The organism is Vibrio olivae (genome assembly GCF_042428525.1).
Lineage (GTDB): Bacteria > Pseudomonadota > Gammaproteobacteria > Enterobacterales > Vibrionaceae > Vibrio > Vibrio olivae.
Map to the genome: position 1 here is coordinate 72351 of NZ_JBHMEP010000008.1, position 21144 is coordinate 93494.

The 21144-nt window shown below is 45.8% G+C and carries 21 protein-coding genes; 7 read left to right on the forward strand and 14 right to left on the reverse strand.

Annotated features, from left to right (window positions below):
* Positions 1–29: 29 nt before the first annotated feature.
* A complete protein-coding gene (locus tag ACFFUV_RS18565) occupies positions 30–1472 on the reverse strand; it encodes an NCS1 family nucleobase:cation symporter-1 (RefSeq protein WP_390195734.1) in 1443 nt (480 codons plus the stop codon).
* 280 nt (positions 1473–1752) lie between these two features.
* On the opposite strand from ACFFUV_RS18565, the gene ACFFUV_RS18570 reads away from it, so the two are divergent.
* The 4 genes from ACFFUV_RS18570 (at position 1753) to ACFFUV_RS18585 (ending at position 5734) form a co-directional block, all read left to right on the forward strand.
* The gene (locus ACFFUV_RS18570; protein ID WP_390195736.1) at positions 1753–2424 is read left to right on the forward strand and encodes a GntR family transcriptional regulator; all 672 of its coding nucleotides are present in this window, start codon (positions 1753–1755) and stop codon (positions 2422–2424) included.
* Between the two features lie 2 nt (positions 2425–2426).
* Entirely contained in the window at positions 2427–3158 is a 732-nt protein-coding gene (locus ACFFUV_RS18575; protein WP_390195738.1) for an aspartate/glutamate racemase family protein, read from the forward strand.
* A gap of 22 nt (positions 3159–3180) precedes the next feature.
* Positions 3181–4104, forward strand: coding sequence for an allantoinase PuuE (gene puuE / locus ACFFUV_RS18580; protein ID WP_390195740.1), 924 nt, complete (start codon positions 3181–3183; stop codon positions 4102–4104).
* 250 nt (positions 4105–4354) lie between these two features.
* Positions 4355–5734 (forward strand): nucleobase:cation symporter-2 family protein, encoded by a 1380-nt coding sequence (locus ACFFUV_RS18585; protein WP_390195742.1) that lies wholly within the window; start codon positions 4355–4357, stop codon positions 5732–5734.
* A gap of 145 nt (positions 5735–5879) precedes the next feature.
* Here ACFFUV_RS18585 and ACFFUV_RS18590 read toward each other — a convergent pair whose 3' ends face one another.
* The 3 genes from ACFFUV_RS18590 to slyA are packed head-to-tail and all read right to left on the reverse strand — an operon-like array spanning position 5880 to position 8480.
* The gene (locus tag ACFFUV_RS18590) at positions 5880–6917 is read right to left on the reverse strand and encodes a DUF2955 domain-containing protein (protein WP_390195744.1); all 1038 of its coding nucleotides are present in this window, start codon (positions 6915–6917) and stop codon (positions 5880–5882) included.
* 10 nt (positions 6918–6927) lie between these two features.
* Positions 6928–7989, reverse strand: a complete 1062-nt coding sequence (locus ACFFUV_RS18595; protein ID WP_390195746.1) for an HlyD family secretion protein — start codon at positions 7987–7989, stop codon at positions 6928–6930.
* 35 nt (positions 7990–8024) lie between these two features.
* Positions 8025–8480, reverse strand: coding sequence for a transcriptional regulator SlyA (slyA, locus tag ACFFUV_RS18600; protein ID WP_390195748.1), 456 nt, complete (start codon positions 8478–8480; stop codon positions 8025–8027).
* A 368-nt stretch (positions 8481–8848) separates the two neighbouring features.
* Between slyA and ACFFUV_RS18605 the strand changes: the two genes are divergently transcribed.
* Positions 8849–9652, forward strand: coding sequence for a class II glutamine amidotransferase (locus tag ACFFUV_RS18605; protein WP_390195750.1), 804 nt, complete (start codon positions 8849–8851; stop codon positions 9650–9652).
* A gap of 28 nt (positions 9653–9680) precedes the next feature.
* Here ACFFUV_RS18605 and ACFFUV_RS18610 read toward each other — a convergent pair whose 3' ends face one another.
* From ACFFUV_RS18610 to ACFFUV_RS18620, 3 genes are all read right to left on the reverse strand, one after another.
* Positions 9681–10787: an adenosylhomocysteinase gene (locus tag ACFFUV_RS18610; protein ID WP_390195752.1), complete on the reverse strand. Its 1107-nt coding sequence runs from the start codon at positions 10785–10787 to the stop codon at positions 9681–9683.
* Positions 10788–10980: 193 nt separating this feature from the next.
* Positions 10981–12030, reverse strand: coding sequence for an NAD(P)-dependent alcohol dehydrogenase (locus ACFFUV_RS18615; protein ID WP_390195754.1), 1050 nt, complete (start codon positions 12028–12030; stop codon positions 10981–10983).
* Between the two features lie 149 nt (positions 12031–12179).
* Positions 12180–13091, reverse strand: coding sequence for an AraC family transcriptional regulator (locus ACFFUV_RS18620; protein WP_390195756.1), 912 nt, complete (start codon positions 13089–13091; stop codon positions 12180–12182).
* 456 nt (positions 13092–13547) lie between these two features.
* Between ACFFUV_RS18620 and ACFFUV_RS18625 the strand changes: the two genes are divergently transcribed.
* Positions 13548–14303: a carboxymuconolactone decarboxylase family protein gene (locus tag ACFFUV_RS18625; protein ID WP_390195758.1), complete on the forward strand. Its 756-nt coding sequence runs from the start codon at positions 13548–13550 to the stop codon at positions 14301–14303.
* 21 nt (positions 14304–14324) lie between these two features.
* Positions 14325–14804 carry a (R)-mandelonitrile lyase gene (locus ACFFUV_RS18630; protein WP_390195760.1) on the forward strand — a complete coding sequence of 160 codons (480 nt, stop codon included), beginning with the start codon at positions 14325–14327 and terminating at the stop codon, positions 14802–14804.
* Between the two features lie 80 nt (positions 14805–14884).
* On the opposite strand, the gene ACFFUV_RS18635 is transcribed toward ACFFUV_RS18630, so the two are convergent.
* The 7 genes from ACFFUV_RS18635 to ACFFUV_RS18665 all read right to left on the reverse strand — a co-directional run bounded on the left by ACFFUV_RS18635 (position 14885) and on the right by ACFFUV_RS18665 (position 21068).
* The gene (locus ACFFUV_RS18635; RefSeq protein ID WP_390195762.1) at positions 14885–15847 is read right to left on the reverse strand and encodes an aldo/keto reductase; all 963 of its coding nucleotides are present in this window, start codon (positions 15845–15847) and stop codon (positions 14885–14887) included.
* Positions 15848–16062: 215 nt separating this feature from the next.
* Complete coding sequence (locus ACFFUV_RS18640) at positions 16063–16620, reverse strand: cyclophilin-like fold protein (RefSeq protein WP_390195764.1); 558 nt, start codon at positions 16618–16620, stop codon at positions 16063–16065.
* Positions 16621–16648: 28 nt separating this feature from the next.
* Positions 16649–17809: a MalY/PatB family protein gene (locus ACFFUV_RS18645; protein WP_390195766.1), complete on the reverse strand. Its 1161-nt coding sequence runs from the start codon at positions 17807–17809 to the stop codon at positions 16649–16651.
* 7 nt (positions 17810–17816) lie between these two features.
* Positions 17817–18683 carry a DUF3737 family protein gene (locus ACFFUV_RS18650; RefSeq protein ID WP_390195768.1) on the reverse strand — a complete coding sequence of 289 codons (867 nt, stop codon included), beginning with the start codon at positions 18681–18683 and terminating at the stop codon, positions 17817–17819.
* 63 nt (positions 18684–18746) lie between these two features.
* A complete protein-coding gene (locus ACFFUV_RS18655) occupies positions 18747–19697 on the reverse strand; it encodes an alpha/beta hydrolase (protein ID WP_390195770.1) in 951 nt (316 codons plus the stop codon).
* A gap of 180 nt (positions 19698–19877) precedes the next feature.
* Complete coding sequence (locus ACFFUV_RS18660) at positions 19878–20324, reverse strand: cupin domain-containing protein (RefSeq protein WP_390195772.1); 447 nt, start codon at positions 20322–20324, stop codon at positions 19878–19880.
* A gap of 114 nt (positions 20325–20438) precedes the next feature.
* Complete coding sequence (locus ACFFUV_RS18665) at positions 20439–21068, reverse strand: carboxymuconolactone decarboxylase family protein (RefSeq protein ID WP_390195774.1); 630 nt, start codon at positions 21066–21068, stop codon at positions 20439–20441.
* Positions 21069–21144: the final 76 nt, after the last annotated feature.

Here is a 21144-nt window from a genome sequence, read left to right on the forward strand (position 1 = left end):
TCTGCATAAAACAGACAGCCTTACCATTTTTAGCCTTTTTGCTTCGACATTTCGAGCGTTGATAATTTTACCGATGATGACTGCATCATGATTCGATAAGACAGTGCTGCAACCGCACCACCGATGAACAATGAATAGTTCGCTAAATCAGTGACAATGAAGGTCGTGACAATCGCCACCAAACCAGCAAATACTAACGCGTATACGCTCTTCATATTGATACCATTCTCGTACCAGTAAAGCCCTTTAGGTGACTCGGTGTACAGTGAAGGAATGTCAATTTCGCCTTTCTTCACGAGGTAGTAGTCAACCAAGATAATGCCGTACAGTGGCCCAATCATCGCCGCCAATACATCCACTGTGTAGTGAATCACTTCTGGGTTATTAAACAGGTTCCAAGGCGTCAACAGTACGGAACCAAAAGCGGCAATAAACCCGCCCGCTTTAAAGCTGATCTTTTGTGGAGAAACGTTAGAGAAGTCAAACGCTGGCGCAACAAAGTTCGCCACAATATTGATGCCGACGGTAGCGAAGATAAATGTCATCGCACCAAGCACCGTAATTAAACCAGAATCAAGGCGTTTTACGGTTTCAACTGGATCAGTAATCATCTCACCAAATACAGGTAGAGAAGCCGAAACAATCACCACACTGAAAACAGAAAACAAAACAAAGTTCAGAGGTAGACCCAACCAGTTGCCTAATTTGAGCTTTTTGTAGCTACCACAGTAGCGAGAGAAGTCACTAAAGTTTAACGTTGGTCCAGCAAAGTACCCAGCCACCAAGGCAGATGCGATAAACATTTGGACAAACGCATCCCAACCTTCCAGTTTTTTAGAACTTAGGTTAAAGCTAATGTTGTCCCAACCAGCAAGGTTTATCATGTAAATACAAAGCGCAAACATTGCAATGTAAATCGCAGGCCCAGACCAATCAATCACTTTACGAATCGCATCCATACCAAACATGAAAACAATCCCTTGAATCACCCACATTGCGATGAAACCAACCCAACCTAAATAAGAAAGCCCTAAGAAAGTCGGCTCAGAAAGGCTTGCCATATTCGGGAAAAAGTAAAGTAAAAGAATGATGAATGAGCTAGAAGCCAAGAAGGTCTGAATCCCGTACCAAACCACCGCAATCAGGCCACGAATCACAGCTGGAATATTGGCTCCAAACACACCAAATGACATACGAGCGACCACCGGGAATGGCACACCGGCTTTTTGTCCAGGCTTGCCCATCAAGTTTGCAAACAGCATCACCACCATAATGCCGACTAACAAACTGATGAAGACCTGAATTCCGTTTAGCCCAAGGGCAAACAGACTCGCTGCGAACACATAGCCACCCACGCTGTGAACATCAGACATCCAAAAAGCAAAAATACTGTACCAACCCCACTTCTGTTCTTTATCAGGAGCGAGATCCTCGTTGCTTAAACGTTTACTAGGAGTAAAGTCCTTTTCCATTGTTTTATTTCCTTATCGCACATTGTATACAATCCTAAATACAAGTTGTGTGCCAAAACGTTAAAGCAACGTATTTTCTAGGTTTATCGAAAACTCAATAGACATTTTTAAGCGCAATTGCACTAAGATCGATCACAATTGCAACCTTGCGGTGCAAGGCTTTCTCGGTAAACGGTGAAAAGTCACGCTTTTACTGGAAATAGTAAGGTAAAAAAGTACTAATAAAATGGTATACATATTGCTAAGATATTTTGTATACAACCGTAGCAAAGAGAGTATCATGTCTAACGACGAGAAGATTTATCGAAAGATGTTGAAAGCCATCGTTGAGCACCAATTACCTCCTGGTGAGCGCCTTCCCGAAGATAAGCTATCTGAAGCGTTTGGAGTGAGCCGGACAGGCATACGAAAAGTGCTACAACGCTTGGCAATTGAACGCTTTGTCGTTATTCAACCCAACAAAGGTGCGCAAGTAAACCGCCCCAGCCGCCAAGAAGCGGAAGAGGTTCTCGAGAGCCGCATTATGTTAGAGCCGCTTCTATTACCCGATGTGATCGATAATTGGCAGCCACGTTGCCTTGACCATTTCGTGACGATGGTGGAAGAGGAAAAACGCGCCGATCGCGAAGGTGACCTTGCCAGCTCAATACACCTCACCGCCAAGTTTCACTATGAACTGGCTAAGCTGGGTAACAACTCCGTACTCGCTGAATTTATTGAGCAACTTTGTTACCGCTCGTCATTAGTGATTGCCGCCTACGGTACGCGTGAAAGCGTAAGCTGTGATTGTGGCGATCACCACGCTTTGCTGGAACTGATTGATAATGGAAAAATCGAACAGGCCCAGCACTGGATGACTCATCATCTCAAACAGATCAAAGCCTCTATCTCGCTTCGAGGTAAACGCGATGATCACATTGATTTCCAAAAGCTTTTCTCTGGAATGGAATAATTATGCGAATTCAAATTATCAACCCTAATACCTGCCAAGGGATGACCGATAAAATAGCCCAAAGTGCACAGAGCGTTGCCTTACCAACGAGTGACATTCTTGCCCGCTCACCTGCTCATGGGCCTGAAAGTATAGAGAGTGCTTTTGATGAAGCCATTGCTGGTGCCGCAGTATTGGATGTTATCGCTGATGGCGAACAGCAAGGCGTCGATGCGCATATCATCGCCTGTTTTGGTGATCCTTCTATTGATGCGGCGCGCGAAATTGCTCATGCCCCCGTTATCGGCATCGCGGGTGCCGCGTTCCAACTCGCGAGCCTTGTTGCTCATCGCTTTGGTGTGGTGACGACCATGAGCAGAACCTTGCCAGCGGCCCACCATCTGTTGGATCGTTACGGTTACGCGCATCTTTGTTCTGGCGTTCGTGCCACCGACATTCCGGTATTAGATTTAGAACACGTAGAACACAGTATCTATCAACAACTGTTGGACGAGTGCCGTGCAGCGATTGAACAAGATGGCGCCGAAGCCATTGTGCTCGGCTGTGCAGGAATGTCTGATTTGGCCAATGAATTAAGCCTTGAGCTGCAAGTCCCCGTTATTGATGGGGTTGCCGCCGCAGTCAAACTGGCAGAATCACTGCATCAACTCAAACTGACAACGTCAAAAAGCGGGCAATACGCTGCGCCATTAAGCAAAGCCTTCATTGGACGCTACGCACATTTAAGCCGCTAATTAAAACAACAAGGAACTCAACATGGACGTAAATAACCCACGAGATTATATCGGCTACGGTCGAGACAATGTGCCAGACGCCAACTGGCCCAATAAAGCCAAAATTGCCGTACAGTTTGTATTAAATTACGAAGAAGGTGGTGAAAACTGTGTCTTACATGGTGACCCACACGCGGAAACTTTCCTTTCAGAAATGGCAGGCGCAGAACCCTACCCCGCTCGCCATATGAGCATGGAATCTTTGTACGAATACGGGTCACGTGCCGGGGTTTGGCGCATTCTCAATGAGTTCAAAAAACGCCAGTTGCCACTGACCATTTTTGGTGTTGCAACCGCATTGCAGCGCAACCCTGAAGTTTTGAAAGCAATAATGGAAGATGGACACGAGATTGCGTGTCACGGTCTGAAATGGATTCACTATCAAGACAAGTCGATGGAAGAAGAGCGTCAGCATATGCATGAAGCGCTTGAGATCATTGAAAACTTGACCGGGAAGCGTCCTATTGGTTGGTATACTGGCCGTGATTCACCGAATACACGCTTATTGGTCGCCGAGCAAGAAGGCCTACTTTATGACTCTGACTATTATGGTGACGACCTGCCGTTTTGGACTGACGTTCCTAATGGTGAAGGTCAAACCAAACCACACCTCGTGATTCCTTATACTCTTGATACCAACGACATGCGCTTCGCGTCGCCGTACGGTTTTAGCCATGGGGAAGAGTTCTTCCAATATTTGAAAGAGAACTTTGACTGTTTGTATCAAGAGGGTGAAACCAAGCCTAAGATGATGAATATCGGTATGCACTGCCGAATTTTAGGTAAGCCAAGTCGCTTTATGGCGCTGAAAAAATTCCTTGATTACGTGCAATCATTCGATGATGTGTGGGTAACCACTCGCGAGCAAATCGCCCATCACTGGATAGAGAACCATCCGCCGAAATAATGGTTGAAGGCGTTTTTTAAATCGTTCCAATCCTTTCACCAAGCCAAAGCCACTCGCCCCTTCCTGAGAGTGGCTTTTTTTATGCGCCTAGCCTCTTATCCCAATTTTGGTGCAAAAGCTCTAGACCAGAACCGCATCATTAAACCTAAGCTTCTAATAAATAAAGATAAATTTGAATAACACAGCATGGCATATAGCTTGCTTAAAACTAATACAATAACGAAAACAACATTGTATACAGGAAAGTATTATGTCTAAACAAGGAAGTGACGAGCTGATTTATGCGCTCGATGACAAACCCGAAACCGTGCCTGCCTTTTACGCCGGTTTGCAGCATGTTCTTGCGAGTTTCGTTGGAATTATTACCCCGACGCTGGTGATTGGCGGCGTGCTTGGTTTGGGATCTCATGTCCCGTATTTAATTAGCATGGCACTCATTGTCTCTGGTGTCGGCACGTTTATTCAAGCGCGGCGTATCGGTCCCATTGGCGCTGGGATGATATGCGTACAAGGTACCAGTTTTGCGTTTTTGGGCTCTGTTTTGGCGGCCGGTTTTATTGCCAAATCGAAAGGTGGCGGCCCTGAAGAGATCTTATCGTTGATCTTTGGCGTGTGTTTTGTCGGTGCATTTATTGAAATTTTTCTGTCCCAGTTTATTGGCAAGCTTCGCAAAATTATTACTCCGATCGTTACTGGTGTCGTTGTTACCACCATTGGTATTTCACTGATTAAAGTCGGCATGACAGACTTAGCGGGTGGAATGAAAGCGCCGGATTTCGGTCAGTGGCATAACTTGGCGCTCGGCGCCGTGGTACTGGTTACGATTATCCTAATGAACCGTTCAAAAAACCTCATGGTGCGTTTGTCATCAATCCTGGTGGGTATGGTGGTTGGCTACGCGATCGCGGCATTAATGGGGATGGTAAATCTTGAGGGCGCGTTTAACCAGCCCATGGTCAGTATTCCGGTGCCCTTCAAATACGGTTTTGATTTTGATTGGTATGCTTTCGTCCCAATCGCGGTTATTTATGCCATTACAGCGATTGAATCGACAGGCGATTTAACCGCAAACTGTATGATCACTAAACAGCCAGTCACAGGGCCGACTTATCTGCGACGCATTAAGTCCGGCATTTTAGGGGACGGGGTCAACTCACTCATCGCATCGGTATTTAACACTTTTCCCAACACCACGTTCAGCCAAAATAACAGTGTGATTCACCTTACTGGTATTGCGAGTCGTTATGTCGGTTATTTTGTGGCTCTGATCTTATTCGTTTTAGGTCTGTTTCCCATTATCGGCGGCATTTTAACGACAATCCCTAAACCGGTGATTGGTGGTGCAACCTTGGTGATGTTTGGCACTGTGGCGGCCGCGGGCATTAAAATTATTGCTCGTGAGCAGCTTGATCGTAGAAACTTAATGATTCTAGCGGTTTCGTTTGGCATTGGGCTGGGCGTTATGCTGGTTCCTGACATCGTGAAAGAGATGCCAAAACTGCTGCAAAGTGTTCTAGGCTCGCCAGTCACCACCAGTGGTATCGCGGCAATAATTATGACGCTGATTCTATCGGAAGAGGAAGAGACTCAGCCACAAACCAAACAAGCCTGGAGTGAGGAACACAGCTAAGCGCAAGCGTGGATAAAAAAACACCCAGCCATTGTGCTGGGTGTAAAGTATGCAGCCTGTGACGGTTAACACCCCAAGCAATAAAAAGAAGCGCTAGCCGACATGGAAAGCGCTCCCTTTGGGGGTGTTTGCTGCATAAAATCGGTTAATCGTGGCTAAACCTCGTGGCGTCAAACATGTTAAGAAAGCGGTGCACAATATAGGTAACAAGTAATGTAACAACGATGGCAAACAATACACTGCTCACTCGATATAGCGCACTAAACACTAGGTCGCCGTCTGGCGCGAGATACTGTCCAAACAGAATTCCCAGCGTGGTCAGCCCACCGAATCCGGCACCAGAACCACTGGATTCTTTAACGTGCATGTAGCTAAACACCATGGTGCCAATCCAAAGCAGTGGGACGACAAACAGCAGTAATCCAGACCAGTCATAAAGAAATAACTGCCCCACCATACCGAAGCTCACCCCCATCAAAGTGCCCATTGCCCGTTTGCGCGCGTACCCTAATGCGCCATTCCAATGCATGGGAAAAAGCAATAGCAACGTCGTCGCTTGGGCCGACATGGAATCACTAAGGTCAAAAATCTGAAACACCAAAAATGATAATGTGGCGATGGTCGCGCCCATCAACGCTTCATGACGCATACGGTGCGATTTTTTCGGCTCGGTTGGCCTTGGTGGTGGCTGACGCGGTTCGACATCGGGAATCAAATAGGTCATCAAATACGCAATACCAATCGAAAGAATATTGGCAAGCAAGTTACCCATAATTAATTCATTGAGATCCGTCGACTGATAGCTGGCAAAATGCAACATAATACTCAAGCTGATGACACTGTTTGCCCCAAACAGGAACAAACTGCCTTTAGACATGGCTGCGAATTTGCCAATGAAAAGCAGGAAAACGATCATCGTCATCATCATTGGGTGACTACCGAAATAGCCACCAAGCAGTCCCACTTCCAGACCGCAGACCACACCAGCCGCAAGCAGTTGCTTCGCTGCACTCATGCTCATGACAGGCACCATTCCAAGCAGCAACATAGGTGTGACGGTAAAAAAGACACCGTTATTCCAACCAAACAACTTGCAGATAGTAAACCCGAGCGTAGAGCCACACGCGATACGCAAACATTGTCTGAAGTCATTTTCAGACATCGAATGGTCCCAAAGTTTCATACCGCCTCCGTTAGTAAATGTAGTGGAGGATGCTCAAGAAACGAATTTGCACACGGGCTAAAAAGCCAAAGAAAAAGCCGTCTGGTACTAATTGAACACTGGCGCGTGCTCCTGATGGCATGTTCTCTGCAATATCGGACTCAAGGATATCAACGTGCAGGCGCATACGCTGAGCATCTCGAACCCAACGGTTAGATGTTGTTGGCGCGGCTAAACGGCCATTAGCTTCAATCTGTCCGTCGCTAACCCCGGCATCAATACTGCTGACTGCCGCTTCAAACACTTGGCCTGGTTTGCTGTCAAACGCCACCAACGCTTTGCTGTCCGTGGTAAAGTGACGCAGACTTTTTTCACGAAAATCGGCAATCACATCCACTTTATTTGAGACCAACGCGACCAAAGGGGTTCCCGCGGCCGTGTACGTTCCCGATTCCAGTTGTAAGTTAGTGACAATCCCATCACTCTCTGCCACAGCTTGTGTGTATGAAAGATTTAATATCGCCGAATCTAACTCGTTACGAGCAACACGAATATTAATGTTGTTATCGGATGTGTCTCCGCGGCTTACAATCAGCTGTTTTAAACGCGCTTTTGAGGCGAGCAAATTGGCTTTGGCTGCGGTAGCCTCACTAACGGCATCATCACGTAACTGCTGCGAAGTGCCCTTACGATTAAACAGCGTATCAAGACGGTTTGCTTCACGTTGTCTTTGGGCAAGCGTCGTTTCCGCCGCAACCACGTCCGCACGCGCCGCTGCGATAGAAGCATCAAGTTGAGCGTTATTTTGTTTTACCGTTTCTAAGTTGAGCTTTGCTTTTTCTACTGCCAACTCATATTGCTGAGGATCGATTTCAAACAGCACATCACCTTTATGGACAACTTGGTTGTTGTGGACATAAATGTTGGTGATTTGACCACTAACACGAGGCGCGACTTTGGTCGTCACTCGAGTCGCCATCGCTTGTGGTGTCACTGGCATCGCCAAATCAGCAATCAGAAAATAAACAAATAAAGCAAGGAATACCGAGCAGGATATTTTAATCCAGCGGGTAAATTTCTGATCTGGGGTCATAGAACATTACTTCTCTTTAATACAAATAGGATGACTTATTCACTAAGTACGGCAGTGGCGTTGAGAGAAATTCTTTCAAGGATTGAACGCATTAATTGCATTTCTTCTTCACTGATACCCTGAAGAATTTGACGACGAACATTGAAAATACGCTGCTCCAACTGCTCAAGGATTACGTTACCTTGCGCAGTTAAGCGAACATTACGGACACGTTTATCATGCTCACAACAGTGACGCGTCACCAACCCTTGTTCTTCAAGTTGATTGAGTGTACGCATTAAAGAAGCGAGCTCGATTTCTAGTGCATCGGCTAATGTCTTCTGGCTTACGTTGTCGCCTAGCCGTTTTAACTTCCACAACGCAGTCCAACGCGAATGGGTTAAACCGAGTGGCGAAAGTTCTTCGTCGGCCACGGTTTTCCACAATCGAGTTGCTCGACTCATCTGTTCGACAGGCGACAATTCATTTGCGTTATGGATGTCTAACTTCATTATTTGGCTACACCATTACTTAGCAGGCTAAGCAATGTATAATACTTAGCATGCTAAGTAAAGTTTTTGTGACTAAATTCTCATTATTAGTGTAATAAAAGCCATTAACCATTCCCAATGTAAGGAAAAACATTATAAGCGTCGCACATTTTCCCTTGGCATATTTCAAAACAATTACTCAATGTTTACCACCTGACAACAACACGTTAAGCACATGTCCCAAACGCACTGCGAAAAATGGCGCGGGTCACGATGCTCCGCCCGGCATTATTTCTCATGGAACAACGCGCTCATTGTCTAGAGTTATTGCTAAAAGTTCAGAAAAGGTGTTTGATTGATAGAGATGTTGTTAATGAAGGATTCTTCCTATGTGCCGCTGGCTTGCTTATCAAGGCAGTCCTATTTACCTTGATGAATTGGTATATGAACCAGAGTATTCACTCATCCATCAGAGTCTCGAAGCTCGCAAGGCGATTACTCGAGTCAACGCTGATGGTTTTGGCCTGGGTTGGTATACCGAGCGAAGTACTCCTGGGCAATTTCATGAAGTATTACCCGCTTGGGGTGACGAAAACTTAAAGTCCCTGACACACCACATTCGCTCACACCGTTTTATGGCACATATCCGTTCTTCAACAGGAACCCAAGTATCGCGCAGTAACTGCCATCCGTTTATCATTGGCAATTGGATGTTCTTACACAATGGACAAATTGGCGACTTTACAAAGGTCAAATACGAGTTAGAACGCCGATTACCGGAATACCTGTATATTGAAAAGCGCGGAACAACAGACAGCGAATTAATCTTTCTATTGATGATCAAAAATGGTCTGCGTCATACACCAGTCAAAGCTATACGCACCACGATTGCTGAAATTGAATCAGTCATCGAAGAAAAGCAGGCGGGTGAGCATCCATTTAAAGCCTCAATGTGCATTTCTGATGGCGACCAATTCTGGGTTGTCAGATACAGTACCGATGAGCAGCCACCAACCATTTTCGCGAAACCGCAACAAGATGCCATGGTTTTAGCCTCAGAACCCCTCGACAGTGATCCACAGTGGAAAATCATTAAACCGCAAACCATCACGCATGTGGTCGGCAATAAGACCATTGCCTACCCGATTGAAGAAACCAGCGCATTCACTCTTCAACAAAAAGCCACCTCTTAGGTGGCTTCATTTCACTTTATTGCTCGGATTAAAGTGCCGATTTCCATGCCGATTCTGGCAACAGATACAAGCCCGCTTGGTGGCTTGAACCTTGCCCGACAATATGCCCAATGCCACTTGCCATCACTGCAAGCGTCACATCAAACGCATTGAGGCTGTCGCCATACCCTGCCGTTAAATTAAACATTGAACCATCGGCCAAAAGGTAGACCGTTTTACTATTCCATTGATAAGCGTCAACATGAGGCATCGGCTGAGTGTGCGTCGCCACTTGCTTGAGATACTCAACATTAATTTCTTTTGCCACATGCCCGACATTCAAGACAAAGACACCATCTTTCATCGCCTGCAAGTGAGTCGCACTGACCACATCATCCGCGCCTGTCGCGGTGGCGATCACATCGGCATACTGGGCAGCTTCGGCGAGCTCAACGACTGGCCAACCATCGTATTTAGCTTGCAGTGCACGCGCCGGATCTAACTCAACGATCTGCACCTGTCCGCCATAAGCCTTTGCAGAGGCCGCAACGCCCTGCCCGACCAACCCATAGCCGATCACGACCACAATTTTTTCATGTAAGGTCAGGTGTGTGGTTTGAAAAAAGGTATGCCAAGCCGTTAGTCCTACCATGTGTCGATTATGCAGCCCCTCTTTAACGGGTAGATCATCCCAGTTAAAAATGGGGTAATCAGGCGTAACCCCACCTAAACGACTAATGCCTGACCCCGTAGCTTCTAGGCCAGCTTTAATCTTATGTTGACGTGGCATTTGATGCAGGCGAGAAGTTAAGTCCGCGCCCATTTCGCACAAATGGCTCGGCTGCCAATCCAAGGCTTTATCGAAAGAGTCAAACCAATCCTGCTCACTCATATCACGCCATGCGTGAGCACATGCCCCCTTGTGTTTGAGATAATCGACGACGTCATTTTGGACTGTGGTTGGGTTGCACGTGGTGAGATAAATTTCCGCGCCTTTATCGAGGAGTCCGCCAACTAACGGCGCCATTTTCAAATCCAAATGCATGTTGCACGCAAGTTTGACCCCATTTAAATCAGGCAAGGCGGCAATCGCCGCGTGAGTTCGGGGCATATGACGGGCAGCCCATGCTAATTCTGCAGAAAAATCCTTGTACATATCATCAAACTCCAGGAATAAATTTCAATTTATCTTACTGAAATAACGGCGTTTTGATAGTGTTAAACGAGATAAATCATTTCAATACTATGAGTATCCCACTCCACTTCAGTATCAAGTTACGCCCATAAAAAAACGGCGATGCTAAGCATCGCCGTTTGGTTCACCCAATAATTGGATTTATTAGAATTTCTTAGTCTACGCTCAGTGAAGACATATCAATCACGAAACGGTGTGCTAGGTCACCTTGAGCTAGACGCTCAAATGCACCATTGATACCGTCCATCTTGATCATTTCACATTCTGGGTAGATGTCGTGCTTAGCACAGAAATCGATCACTTCTTGAGTCTCTTTGATACCACCGATGAGAGAACCTGCGACACTGCGACGGTTGAACACAAGTGGTACTGACATAAGCTCTTCTAGTGGGCCGACTTGACCAACGATAACAAGAGAACCGTTAACGTCTAGCAGTGGCGTGTACACGTTCACGTCGTGTTTTACTGGTACGGTGTCGATGATAAGATCAAACGCAGCACCATTTGCTTGCATTTCATCAGCATCAGATGAAGCAAGGATGCCTTTAGCACCGAGTGCTTTTGCTTCTTCTTCTTTTGATTTAGAACGGCTGATAACGGTCACTTCTGCGCCCATTGCAACAGCAAGTTTTACCGCCATGTGACCAAGACCACCAAGGCCAACAACACCGACGCGAGAACCTTCTTTCACACCCCAGTGACGAAGTGGAGAGTAAGTCGTAATACCTGCACATAGAATAGGTGCTGTACGAGATAGATCCATGCTTTCTGGAATGCTTAGAACGAACTCTTCACGAACGACGATGTGTTTAGAATAACCACCTTGAGTGATTTCACCAGATTGACGATCAGGTGCACCGTACGTTGGTGTCATACCGTGACGGCAGAATTGCTCTTCATGATTATGGCATTGATCACACTTTTGACAGCTATCGACCATACAACCAACAGCAACTTGGTCACCCACTTTGTAGTTTTTCACATCTGAACCAACAGACAGTACTTTACCTACAATTTCATGACCAGGAACGAGTGGGTATGGTTGATCACCCCAGTCGCCGTTTACTGTATGCAAATCTGAGTGACAAACACCAGAATACAAAATTTCAATTGCTACATCATTTGGACGCAATTCTCGGCGTTCAAAGTGGTAAGGAACGAGATCTGAGTCAGCTGAATGAGCTGCATATCCTAATGTTTTCATTAATTTATAACCTTTTTCTATTGAATAAGTGTCAAGATTATTGCCGTTAAGGCAGCGAGTACTATTATCAAAGATAGTTGACCCTTTTAGTATGCTCAATTCTCTCTGAAATATGCACGATTCTACAAAAATCAGTGAGGAAAGCGTCTCTAAGCCAAGGTTTGATGATTAATTGTGCTCTCTGGAATATTTTGCGTATTACGGTCAAGTGACGGGGCGACACCAAACGTACGTCCGTAATCGCGGCTAAATTGTGATGCACTTTCATAGCCAACGCGGTACGCCGCGGAGGAAATCTCCATACCTTGCATAATCAAACGACGCGCTTCGTACAAACGCAACTTCTTTTGAAACTGCAAAGGCGACAGCATGGTGATGGTTTTAAAGTGCTGATGCAAAGAAGAGACGCTCATGTTCACTTCATTCGCTAAGGTTTCAACCTTAATTGGACAGTGGAAGTGTTCATTTAAATATTGCACAGCGCGCATGATTTTACTGCTGGATGAATCATAAGAGCATAAGTGGCGAAGACGCGCCCCCATCGGGGTATTGAGCAACCGATAGGCGAGCTCTCGTTCAAGCATTGGATATAACACCGGCACATCACTTGGATTATCGAGCAAGTCTAACATGCGTCGCATCACATCCATCAATTCATCGGTTGGTGAATTAATCGTCACAGCTGGCATGTCCGCCGCTTCAGTTTGCGGATTGACCTGAATCGTTGGCATCACACTGACTAACACATCCATGTCCAATTCAAACACCAGGCATAGATACGGTTTTTGTTCAGATGCATCGACGATATTGGACGTAATCGGCATATCAACCGACGCCACTAAACACTGCCCAGCGACAAACTCTTGATTCTCACCTTGCAAAGATAAACTTTTAACCCCTTGAAGGGTAAGAATAAAACTGGGTTTATAGATATTTGCATCGCATCGGGTAGGACGAGACGCTCGAAAGAAACTCAGCGCTTTAAGCTCAGTCGTATTCATGCCGTCATGTTCGATATGGACGGCAACTTGCTGTGCAAACCTCTGAGTTAACTCATTCATTTTGGTAATCCCTTTATAAAAATGACGCAAATAAGTGAATTGTTACGAGCCGTAAAATTTTCTTACATCTTTAATTGACGGCAAACTTAGCTTTGTAGAATCAAGCAAGTGTTTTGGAGAAACGTGATATTGGTATCGTCAGCCTGTATCTAGACTAGTAACAATACCATCTATGCTGTTGAAAGGTAACTACAGTTAAGTAAGCAAAGGTATCCATTTTTGTTCAATGATATAGAGAATTAGGCAAACATCATCCGGTTAATACCCCCGATCATGTTGCTATTGAGATGGTAGTGAGCAGTAATACCTTCTATACAGAAACCTTTGTTACAGGTTACAGCAACAACAGCAGAAAACGATCACCCCCAAACCGTCAGTGGAAACCAACTTGGCGACCTCTGACGGTTTATTCAGACCATTGCACGAAGATACGCTAAAAACAAGGAACTTTAGTCTATGAAAAAAAGATACCAAATCCCTTTGCTTGTCTCGCTCCTTTCCGCCTCTGTCTATGCTGCAGATAGCAGCTCAAGCAAGGCGATGCTCGAAACCGTTTCACCAAAGATGGCACAAACGCAAGAGTTTATGGACAACGAGCTTTGGAAGCGTTCTGAACTGTCACCAAAAGAGCGTAGCCTTGTCACCTTTGCCGCAGCGATAGCGCGCGACCAAACTGCAGTGATGAGCGAACAAATCGAGCAAGCGCTTGATAATGGTGTAACGCCAAAAGAGTTGTCTGAAACTATGACCCACCTGGCTTTTTATGCTGGCTGGGGTAACGCAATGTCAGCCGTCAAAGCGGCAGAGCCTATCTACAAAGCTCGTGGTATAAAATCTAGCGACATTGAACCTGCAAACATCAAACTTTTACCGATTAACGAAGAAGCAGAAAAAGCACGTGCTGATTTCGTTGATGAGCGTTTTGGCGACGTTTCGCCGGGTGTTGTCCAATACACCACAGACAAGCTATTTAAAGACTTATGGCTTCGTCCAAACCTTGCGCCAAAAGATCGTAGCTTGGTAACCGTCAGTGCGTTAGTGGCGTCCGGTCAAGCAGAGCAAGTGCCTTTCCATTTAAACAAAGCAATGGATAACGGCTTAACCAAAGAACAAGCGTCAGAAATCTTAACCCAACTAGCCTTTTACTCAGGTTGGCCAAAAGCATTTTCTGCCCTACCCGTATTTAAAGAAGTGTTTGAATCACGCGACTAAGCGAAATATAAAGGAGAGACCATGAAAAAAATGACTTATACCGCAATTGCTGCGCTATTCCTTACTTTGTCGGCCGGTTCAATCGCCAGCGAAGAACTTAAAACCACCGTCATTAAAAGTGGCGACAACCAATCGTTTGTTGGCCCAGAAGATTACTTCACAGGCCAGGCGAATGTTGACATGCTTTTCAAGCCTGCCGATGACATCTCAGCCTCAGCTGCTTACGTAACATTTGAAGCAGGAGCTCGCTCTGCTTGGCACACTCACCCTGCTGGACAACGTTTGATCGTAACAAAAGGGACAGGTCTTACCCAGGAATGGGGAGGTCCAGTTCAAGTCATTCATGAAGGTGATGTTGTGGTATGTCCACCTGGAGTAAAACACTGGCATGGCGCAAGCCCAGACTCAGCAATGACTCATATTGCTATCACGGGTGATAAAGACGGCAAGAACGTAACTTGGATGGAAAAAGTCAGCGACGAGCAATACAACGCAAAGTAATGTCCTAAGCTCAATCATCTACTGAGCAAAAGCCCTGCACAATAATGTGCAGGGCTTTTTTATTAACTGATGGCGTAACATCAATAACGATCGCCGACGACCTCAATTTTTGCCATACCTTGCGCAAGCTGTTGTAAGTCTTCAGTGCTCAATTGAATGTCCGCTGCCGCCATGTTTTCTTCTAGGCGTGACAACGTTCTCGACCCAGGAATAGGAACAATCCACGGCTTTTGTGCCAATAACCAAGCTAGGGCAATTTGTGCCGACGTCGCGTTGTGCTTTTCACCAATACTTGCCAGTAAGTCGATGACGACCTGATTCGCGTCAATCGCCTCAGGCGTAAATCTTGGGTTCCAGCCTCGAAGGTCACTTTTATCATAGGTCGTCTGCTTGGTAATCGCGCCAGTGAGATAACCGCGGCCAAGTGGGCTGTATGGCACTAAACCTATACCCAGTGCTTCACATGTCGGTAGAATCTCTGTTTCAATCTCACGCCACCAAATAGAATACTCACTTTGTAGTGCTGAAACAGGCTGAACCGCATGAGCACGGCGAATAATGTCGGCACTGGCTTCAGATAAACCAAAGTGTTTGACTTTTCCTTCACGGATCAAATCCTGTACAGCACCTGCAACGTCTTCTATCGGCACATTGGGATCGACTCGATGTTGGTAAAAGAGATCAATACACTCGACGTTAAGCCGCTTGAGTGACGCTTCAGCCACCCGTTTTATTTGTTCTGGACGACTATCAAATTCGCCAGGTGTCGGACCGATGTTGGGTTGGTGCTTAAAACCAAATTTCGTCGCGATCACTAAGTCACTTTTGTCTAACTGCTGAAAAGCTTCACCAATCAACGTTTCATTGGTGAACGGACCATAGACTTCGGCGGTATCAAAAAACGTCATCCCCGCTTCAACCGATTGGCGTAAGAACGTCAGCATTTGTTGTTTATCGGTTGGTTTGTCGGAGTAGCTCATCCTCATGCAGCCTAAACCGAGAGCGGACACTTCAAGCCCGTTGCCTAATTGTCTTGTTTTCATATCGTCACCTTTTCTAATCAGTGTACTTTCGAATACAAAAATGGGGGAGACTCGCGTCTTCCCCCATATCAACTCCATGATTACTGCAGAAAAAAGAAATGTGTGGTCAAAACAAACTTACCCCCGACCACACATTGTAGAAACCTGCGGTAACATCAAACTGCGCAAATACGCATTGAGCGTTCGAGTGAGGCCAAAGACCTTCAACCCGTCGATTATTCGGCAGATTCAATCGTGACGTGAGAAGAACCTTTGGTGAAACGCTCAAGGCCGCCATCTAGCTTACCTAACGGGATTAGCCCAGAAGCGTAGCCAAAGCTCTTATAGAAGATCACGAGGTTGCCCCAAGGCGCATAGTAGGCAATATCACCAGCACTTGAACTGCTACCCTTTGGTGCGCCTTCTGTCGTTAATTTACGAGGCAGGTAAGCAATTTTTTCCGTGCTTGCATAATCTTCAAGATCGAAAGTCAATGGCAGCTGAGACACAAAATCGCGCGTACTTGGCGTATCATCTAAGGTCGCCTCAACCGTACGGTCATCAAACACAAAACGTATTTTCATCTTATTGGCTTCTCTATTAGTTTTTTCAAGTTGAGTTGGCGAAGCATTATTACTCTGCTCCGCACGGCTAATACTAGGGATGGCAAAGGTGACACACGCAAGCATGGTCAAAAGTAATGCGAGAAAAATGGGTTTATTTTTCACCGTCCCTTCACAGGTATCACAGCCCAAATCAATAGGTTTGCTCCTGCCTTTTTTCATTTCCAACATCTTCGCCCCCTTTTTTACATGATGCTGGTTAACCCAAAACGCTTTTTAGGCGATTGAGTCCGTCTTCAAGCACACGGCGTGGACACGCCATATTCAAACGAATATACCCTTCACCAAAATCACCATAGATGGTGCCTTCACTAATGTGCAAATGGCCCTTTTCTTTCAGTAACTGACTGATTTCGTGCGAAGTGAGTTTCAAATTTCGGCAATCAATCCATGCAAGATACGTCGCTTCTTGCTGCGTTAACGTAAGCTCTGGCAGATGCTGGGTTAAAAACGCTGCGACAAATTGGTAGTTACCGTATAAGTAATCCCGCAAATCATCTAACCACTGCTCGCCTTGCGTATAAGCGGCGATTAACGCCTCAACGCCGAATGGGTTAACGTCACACACTTCATGGACGTTAATTGCTTTATCGACACGCTGGCGAATGGTGGGCTCGGCCGCGATGATATTCGCAATTTGTAACCCTGCGATATTGAACGATTTACTTGGCGAATTACACGTCACAGAGTTCATCAAAAACGTCTCACCAAGCGCAGCGAATGCCTGATGTTTCTGCCCAGGGAAAACCAAATCACAATGAATTTCATCGCTGATGACTTTGACATCATGCTTGAAGCAAATCTCTCCGACACGGCGAAGTTCGTCTTCTCGCCAAGCTCGCCCTACTGGATTATGTGGGTTACATAAGATCATGACGGTGACATCAGGGCGCTTGGCCTGTTGTTCAAGCAAGTCAAAGTCCATCTCATAGTAGCCATTCACATTACGCAGCGGGCTATCAATCAAGTGGCACTCCGTATTTCGAATTGAACTAAAAAAGCAATTGTAAGCCGGAGTTTGCACAATAACGCCATCACCCGGTTGTGTGAGCGCTTTTAAAATTGCCGACAACGCGGGCACCACACCAGACGTGTAAATCACCCAGTCCCGTTCAATGGGCAACTGATGACGACGAGTAAACCAATCATTTAACGCCACGTAGTAAGTGTCAGGCACTTTGGTATAACCAAACACACCGTGTTCGACTCGGCGCGCTAATGCCGAAAGAATCGCAGGCGCGGTTTTGAAATCCATGTCAGCCACCCACATAGGTAACATTTCTGGATCCTCAGAAAGATCCCATTTCGCACTTCCTGTACCACGTCTTGGCGTGATTTCGTCAAAGTTATACCCTTTCATACCCGGCTTAGTCCTCTTGTGTCTCAATCACACAGCCACCTGGATTTTGGCAATGTTCATCGATAATAATCTCACCAATCGCTTTGGCTTTGATATGCCCAGCTTTTGGATTTTTAACACTAATGATGTCTGAAACAATCTCTGCTTCGAGTGTTGCGTATTCAAAACATAAATCGGTATCAACCATTTTACAGTTGATCATGACCAAGTCTTTCGCATAACACAAAGGCTGTTCACCACGAATGGTGCAATTGACCAACTTCAGGTTTTTGGAGTGCCAACCTAAGTATTCACCCTCAATCACACTGTCGTAAACCGTCACATTTTCCGTTCCCCAGAACGCATCTTTAGAGTTCAGGTAGGAGTTACGGATGGTCACGTTCTTCGCGTCTTGGAAGGAGTAATTACCTTGCAGTGTGAAGTTATCAATTTCGATGTTTTCACAGTTCATGAAGACATAATCGGCGCTCTTCATTTCCACATTGGTGAGGCGAATGTTGTCACACAGCCATAACGTTTCACCTGCACTCGTAAAACGCGAGTTTTCAATGGTTAAATTGGATACACGGCGAAACATTTTTGGGGCTTCTACCACACTATCTCTCATGGTCAGATTTTGGGTATACCAAATGGCCGCACGTGCGTAGACAGTAAATAAACACTTATCCAGCTCGATATTTTCGCTATGCCAGAACGGGTACTTACCCATAAACTCACACTGAGTAGCAGTGACATCACTTGAGTGTTTGAGTGCAGACTCCCCCGGGTAAAAACGAACTTTATTCAGGCGCTGATTTTTCAACGCAAATAAAGGGCGTTCCCCTTCGTAGAATCGGTCATAGATTTCATTACTTTCTAGAATCTGGTCGAGCATAAATAACTTGCCTAAAAATAAAACAGAAAAGGCGCCAGCGCATTGGCTGGCGCAGTATTACGATTAGAATGCGTCTTTGAAGAACGCTTCAAATTTGTCAAAAGGAATCACGTCAGTTTTGTCGTAAAGGTCAACGTGGTTTGCGTTTGGAATCACCAACAGTTCTTTCTCATCACCCGCTTGCTGATACACATCTTCACTGAAATAGCGTGAGTGCGCGTGTTCACCGATAACCAACAAAATAGGTCGAGGTGAAATCCAATCAAGATGATCAAGAATTGAGAAATTCATCATTGACGGTGCACTGGTCATGGTAAATTGCGTGATGGAATTTGGATGGTAACCACGTGGTGTGGAGTAAAATTCACCAAATTCTTTACCAATGTCGTCTGTGTTTTCATCAAAACCGATTGGTGCGCCGCGATCCGTTAGCGCAGGTGCATTGCCTTCAAACTCCGCGTAACGCTGCTCTGCAATAGAGTCAAGCCACGCTGCGCGCTGCTCATCAGTTAATGAATCACCAAAACCTTTTGCGTGCATCCGAGTAATGTCATACATGCTGGTTGTTGCAACCGCTTTAATTCGGCGGTCCACCTGCGCCGCGCTAAGGGCAAAGCCACCACTACCACAAATACCGATGACCCCAATTTGCTCACGATTCACAAAAGGACGTGTACCAAGGAAATCGACAGCAGCGCTGAAGTCCTCAACGAAAATATCTGGGGACGATAAGTGACGAACTTCACCGGAGCTGTAACCGTTGTATGACGGATCAAAGGTCAATACGGCAAAGCCACGCTGTGCGAGTTCATTTGCGTAGACTCCTGGGCCTTGTTCTTTAACGCCGCCATAAGGTGCACCAACAACCAATGCGGGTAGTTGGTCACTTTCGTTCAAACCTTTCGGCAAATACAAATCCGCAGAGATGTTAATCCCGTAGCGAGTTTTGTAAGACACAGGTTTACGAGTGACGTTCTCGCTCAGTGTGAAAATATAATTATCAACCGTTGCCATAATCATTCTCCTCGAGTTTGGTGTATTGAATTCCACACAACAGACTGTTGCGTGTCGCTCGATAACAATTGAACTGAATGTTCATCGAGTAATAAAAGAGCTGAGCACCAGAAAGGCAGTGTAAAACGGTACTCAGCTTCGTTTGCTTTAGAGACCAGTACTTAGGACTAAAGGACAGTACTAATCGAGCAAACCATATTCTTCGTCAGAGACAGGCTCTAACCACTCATTGCTTTTGCCTTCGGCTGGCACATCAATTGCGACGTGAGAAAACCAGCTATCTTTGGCCGCGCCATGCCAGTGTTTGGTCCCAGGCGCGATATAAATCACATCCCCTGCTTTCATTTGCTGAGCAGGTTTACCCGCCTCTTGGTACCAACCACGGCCACCTGTTCCGAGCAAAATTTGACCACCCTTATGGTGAATATGCCAAAAGTTGCGGCATCCAGGTTCAAAAGTGACATTACCAACACCAACCCCTTCCTTATTTAGGATGTCGAGGTAGCTGGTGCCAGTAAAGTAATCCGCATACGCGGTATTTTCTTCACCGATTGGAAAAATACCAATGCCATCAAATTGTTGTTCATCAAGCTCTGCTGGAATTTTTACGTTTTTTTCTGTGCTCATAGTTCCTCCTTTAAAGGTGAGGTACTGAAGCCCAAAGTACGATTTCCATCTCTACTTCGCGGCTCTTGTTATAAGAGAGTGAAGTCCTGATTCACGGACAATAAACGCGGCAAGTTAACTTAAAACGTTTTGCAACACTTGATTTGCGTTATCGGCGATATCATCACCACAATGCTTGCGTAGGCTGCCAATAAACTGCTCAAGTAGTGTTGGGTTGATACCGTTATTGAGGCTGATACCAATATGTGAGCCAAGCTGGCTATTGACACCATCGATGTTCGCTAGCGCAGCAATGGTGGCTAATTCACGGTCTTGCCAGCTCAAAACATCACGTTCAAAGATATCGCCAAACAAATGCGCTTTTAAGAAGTGGTCAATCTCTGGGCAAAAATCAAACATCGGCCCAGCGACAGCTTGCCCGACTAACTTAGTTTGGTTGTCGGTACCAAACTCTAAGCTAGTTTTGTCTGTAGGAAACGGGGATGCGTCTTTACCTTGATCGTCTTCAATGCCGCGCTGTTTACGCTCTTCAACCACGCTCATTAAGGTGCCAATCCCATTCAAGCTGCGAGGAAAACCAGCATAGGCGTACAGCTGAACCAGAACTTCTTTGACTTCGTTGATCGATAACCCTGCGTCAAGCCCCTCATTCAAACTGGTTTTCAGTTTTTCAATGTTGCCACTCGCTGTGAATGCTGAAATAGGAATAATGGCTAGTTGCTTTTCGCTAAATTCTGTTTGCATGGACAATGCCTCCGACATAGTGGTTATAAGTAAAAAAGAATAAACGCAATGGGGTTAATCTTTATTACGCTCTGCG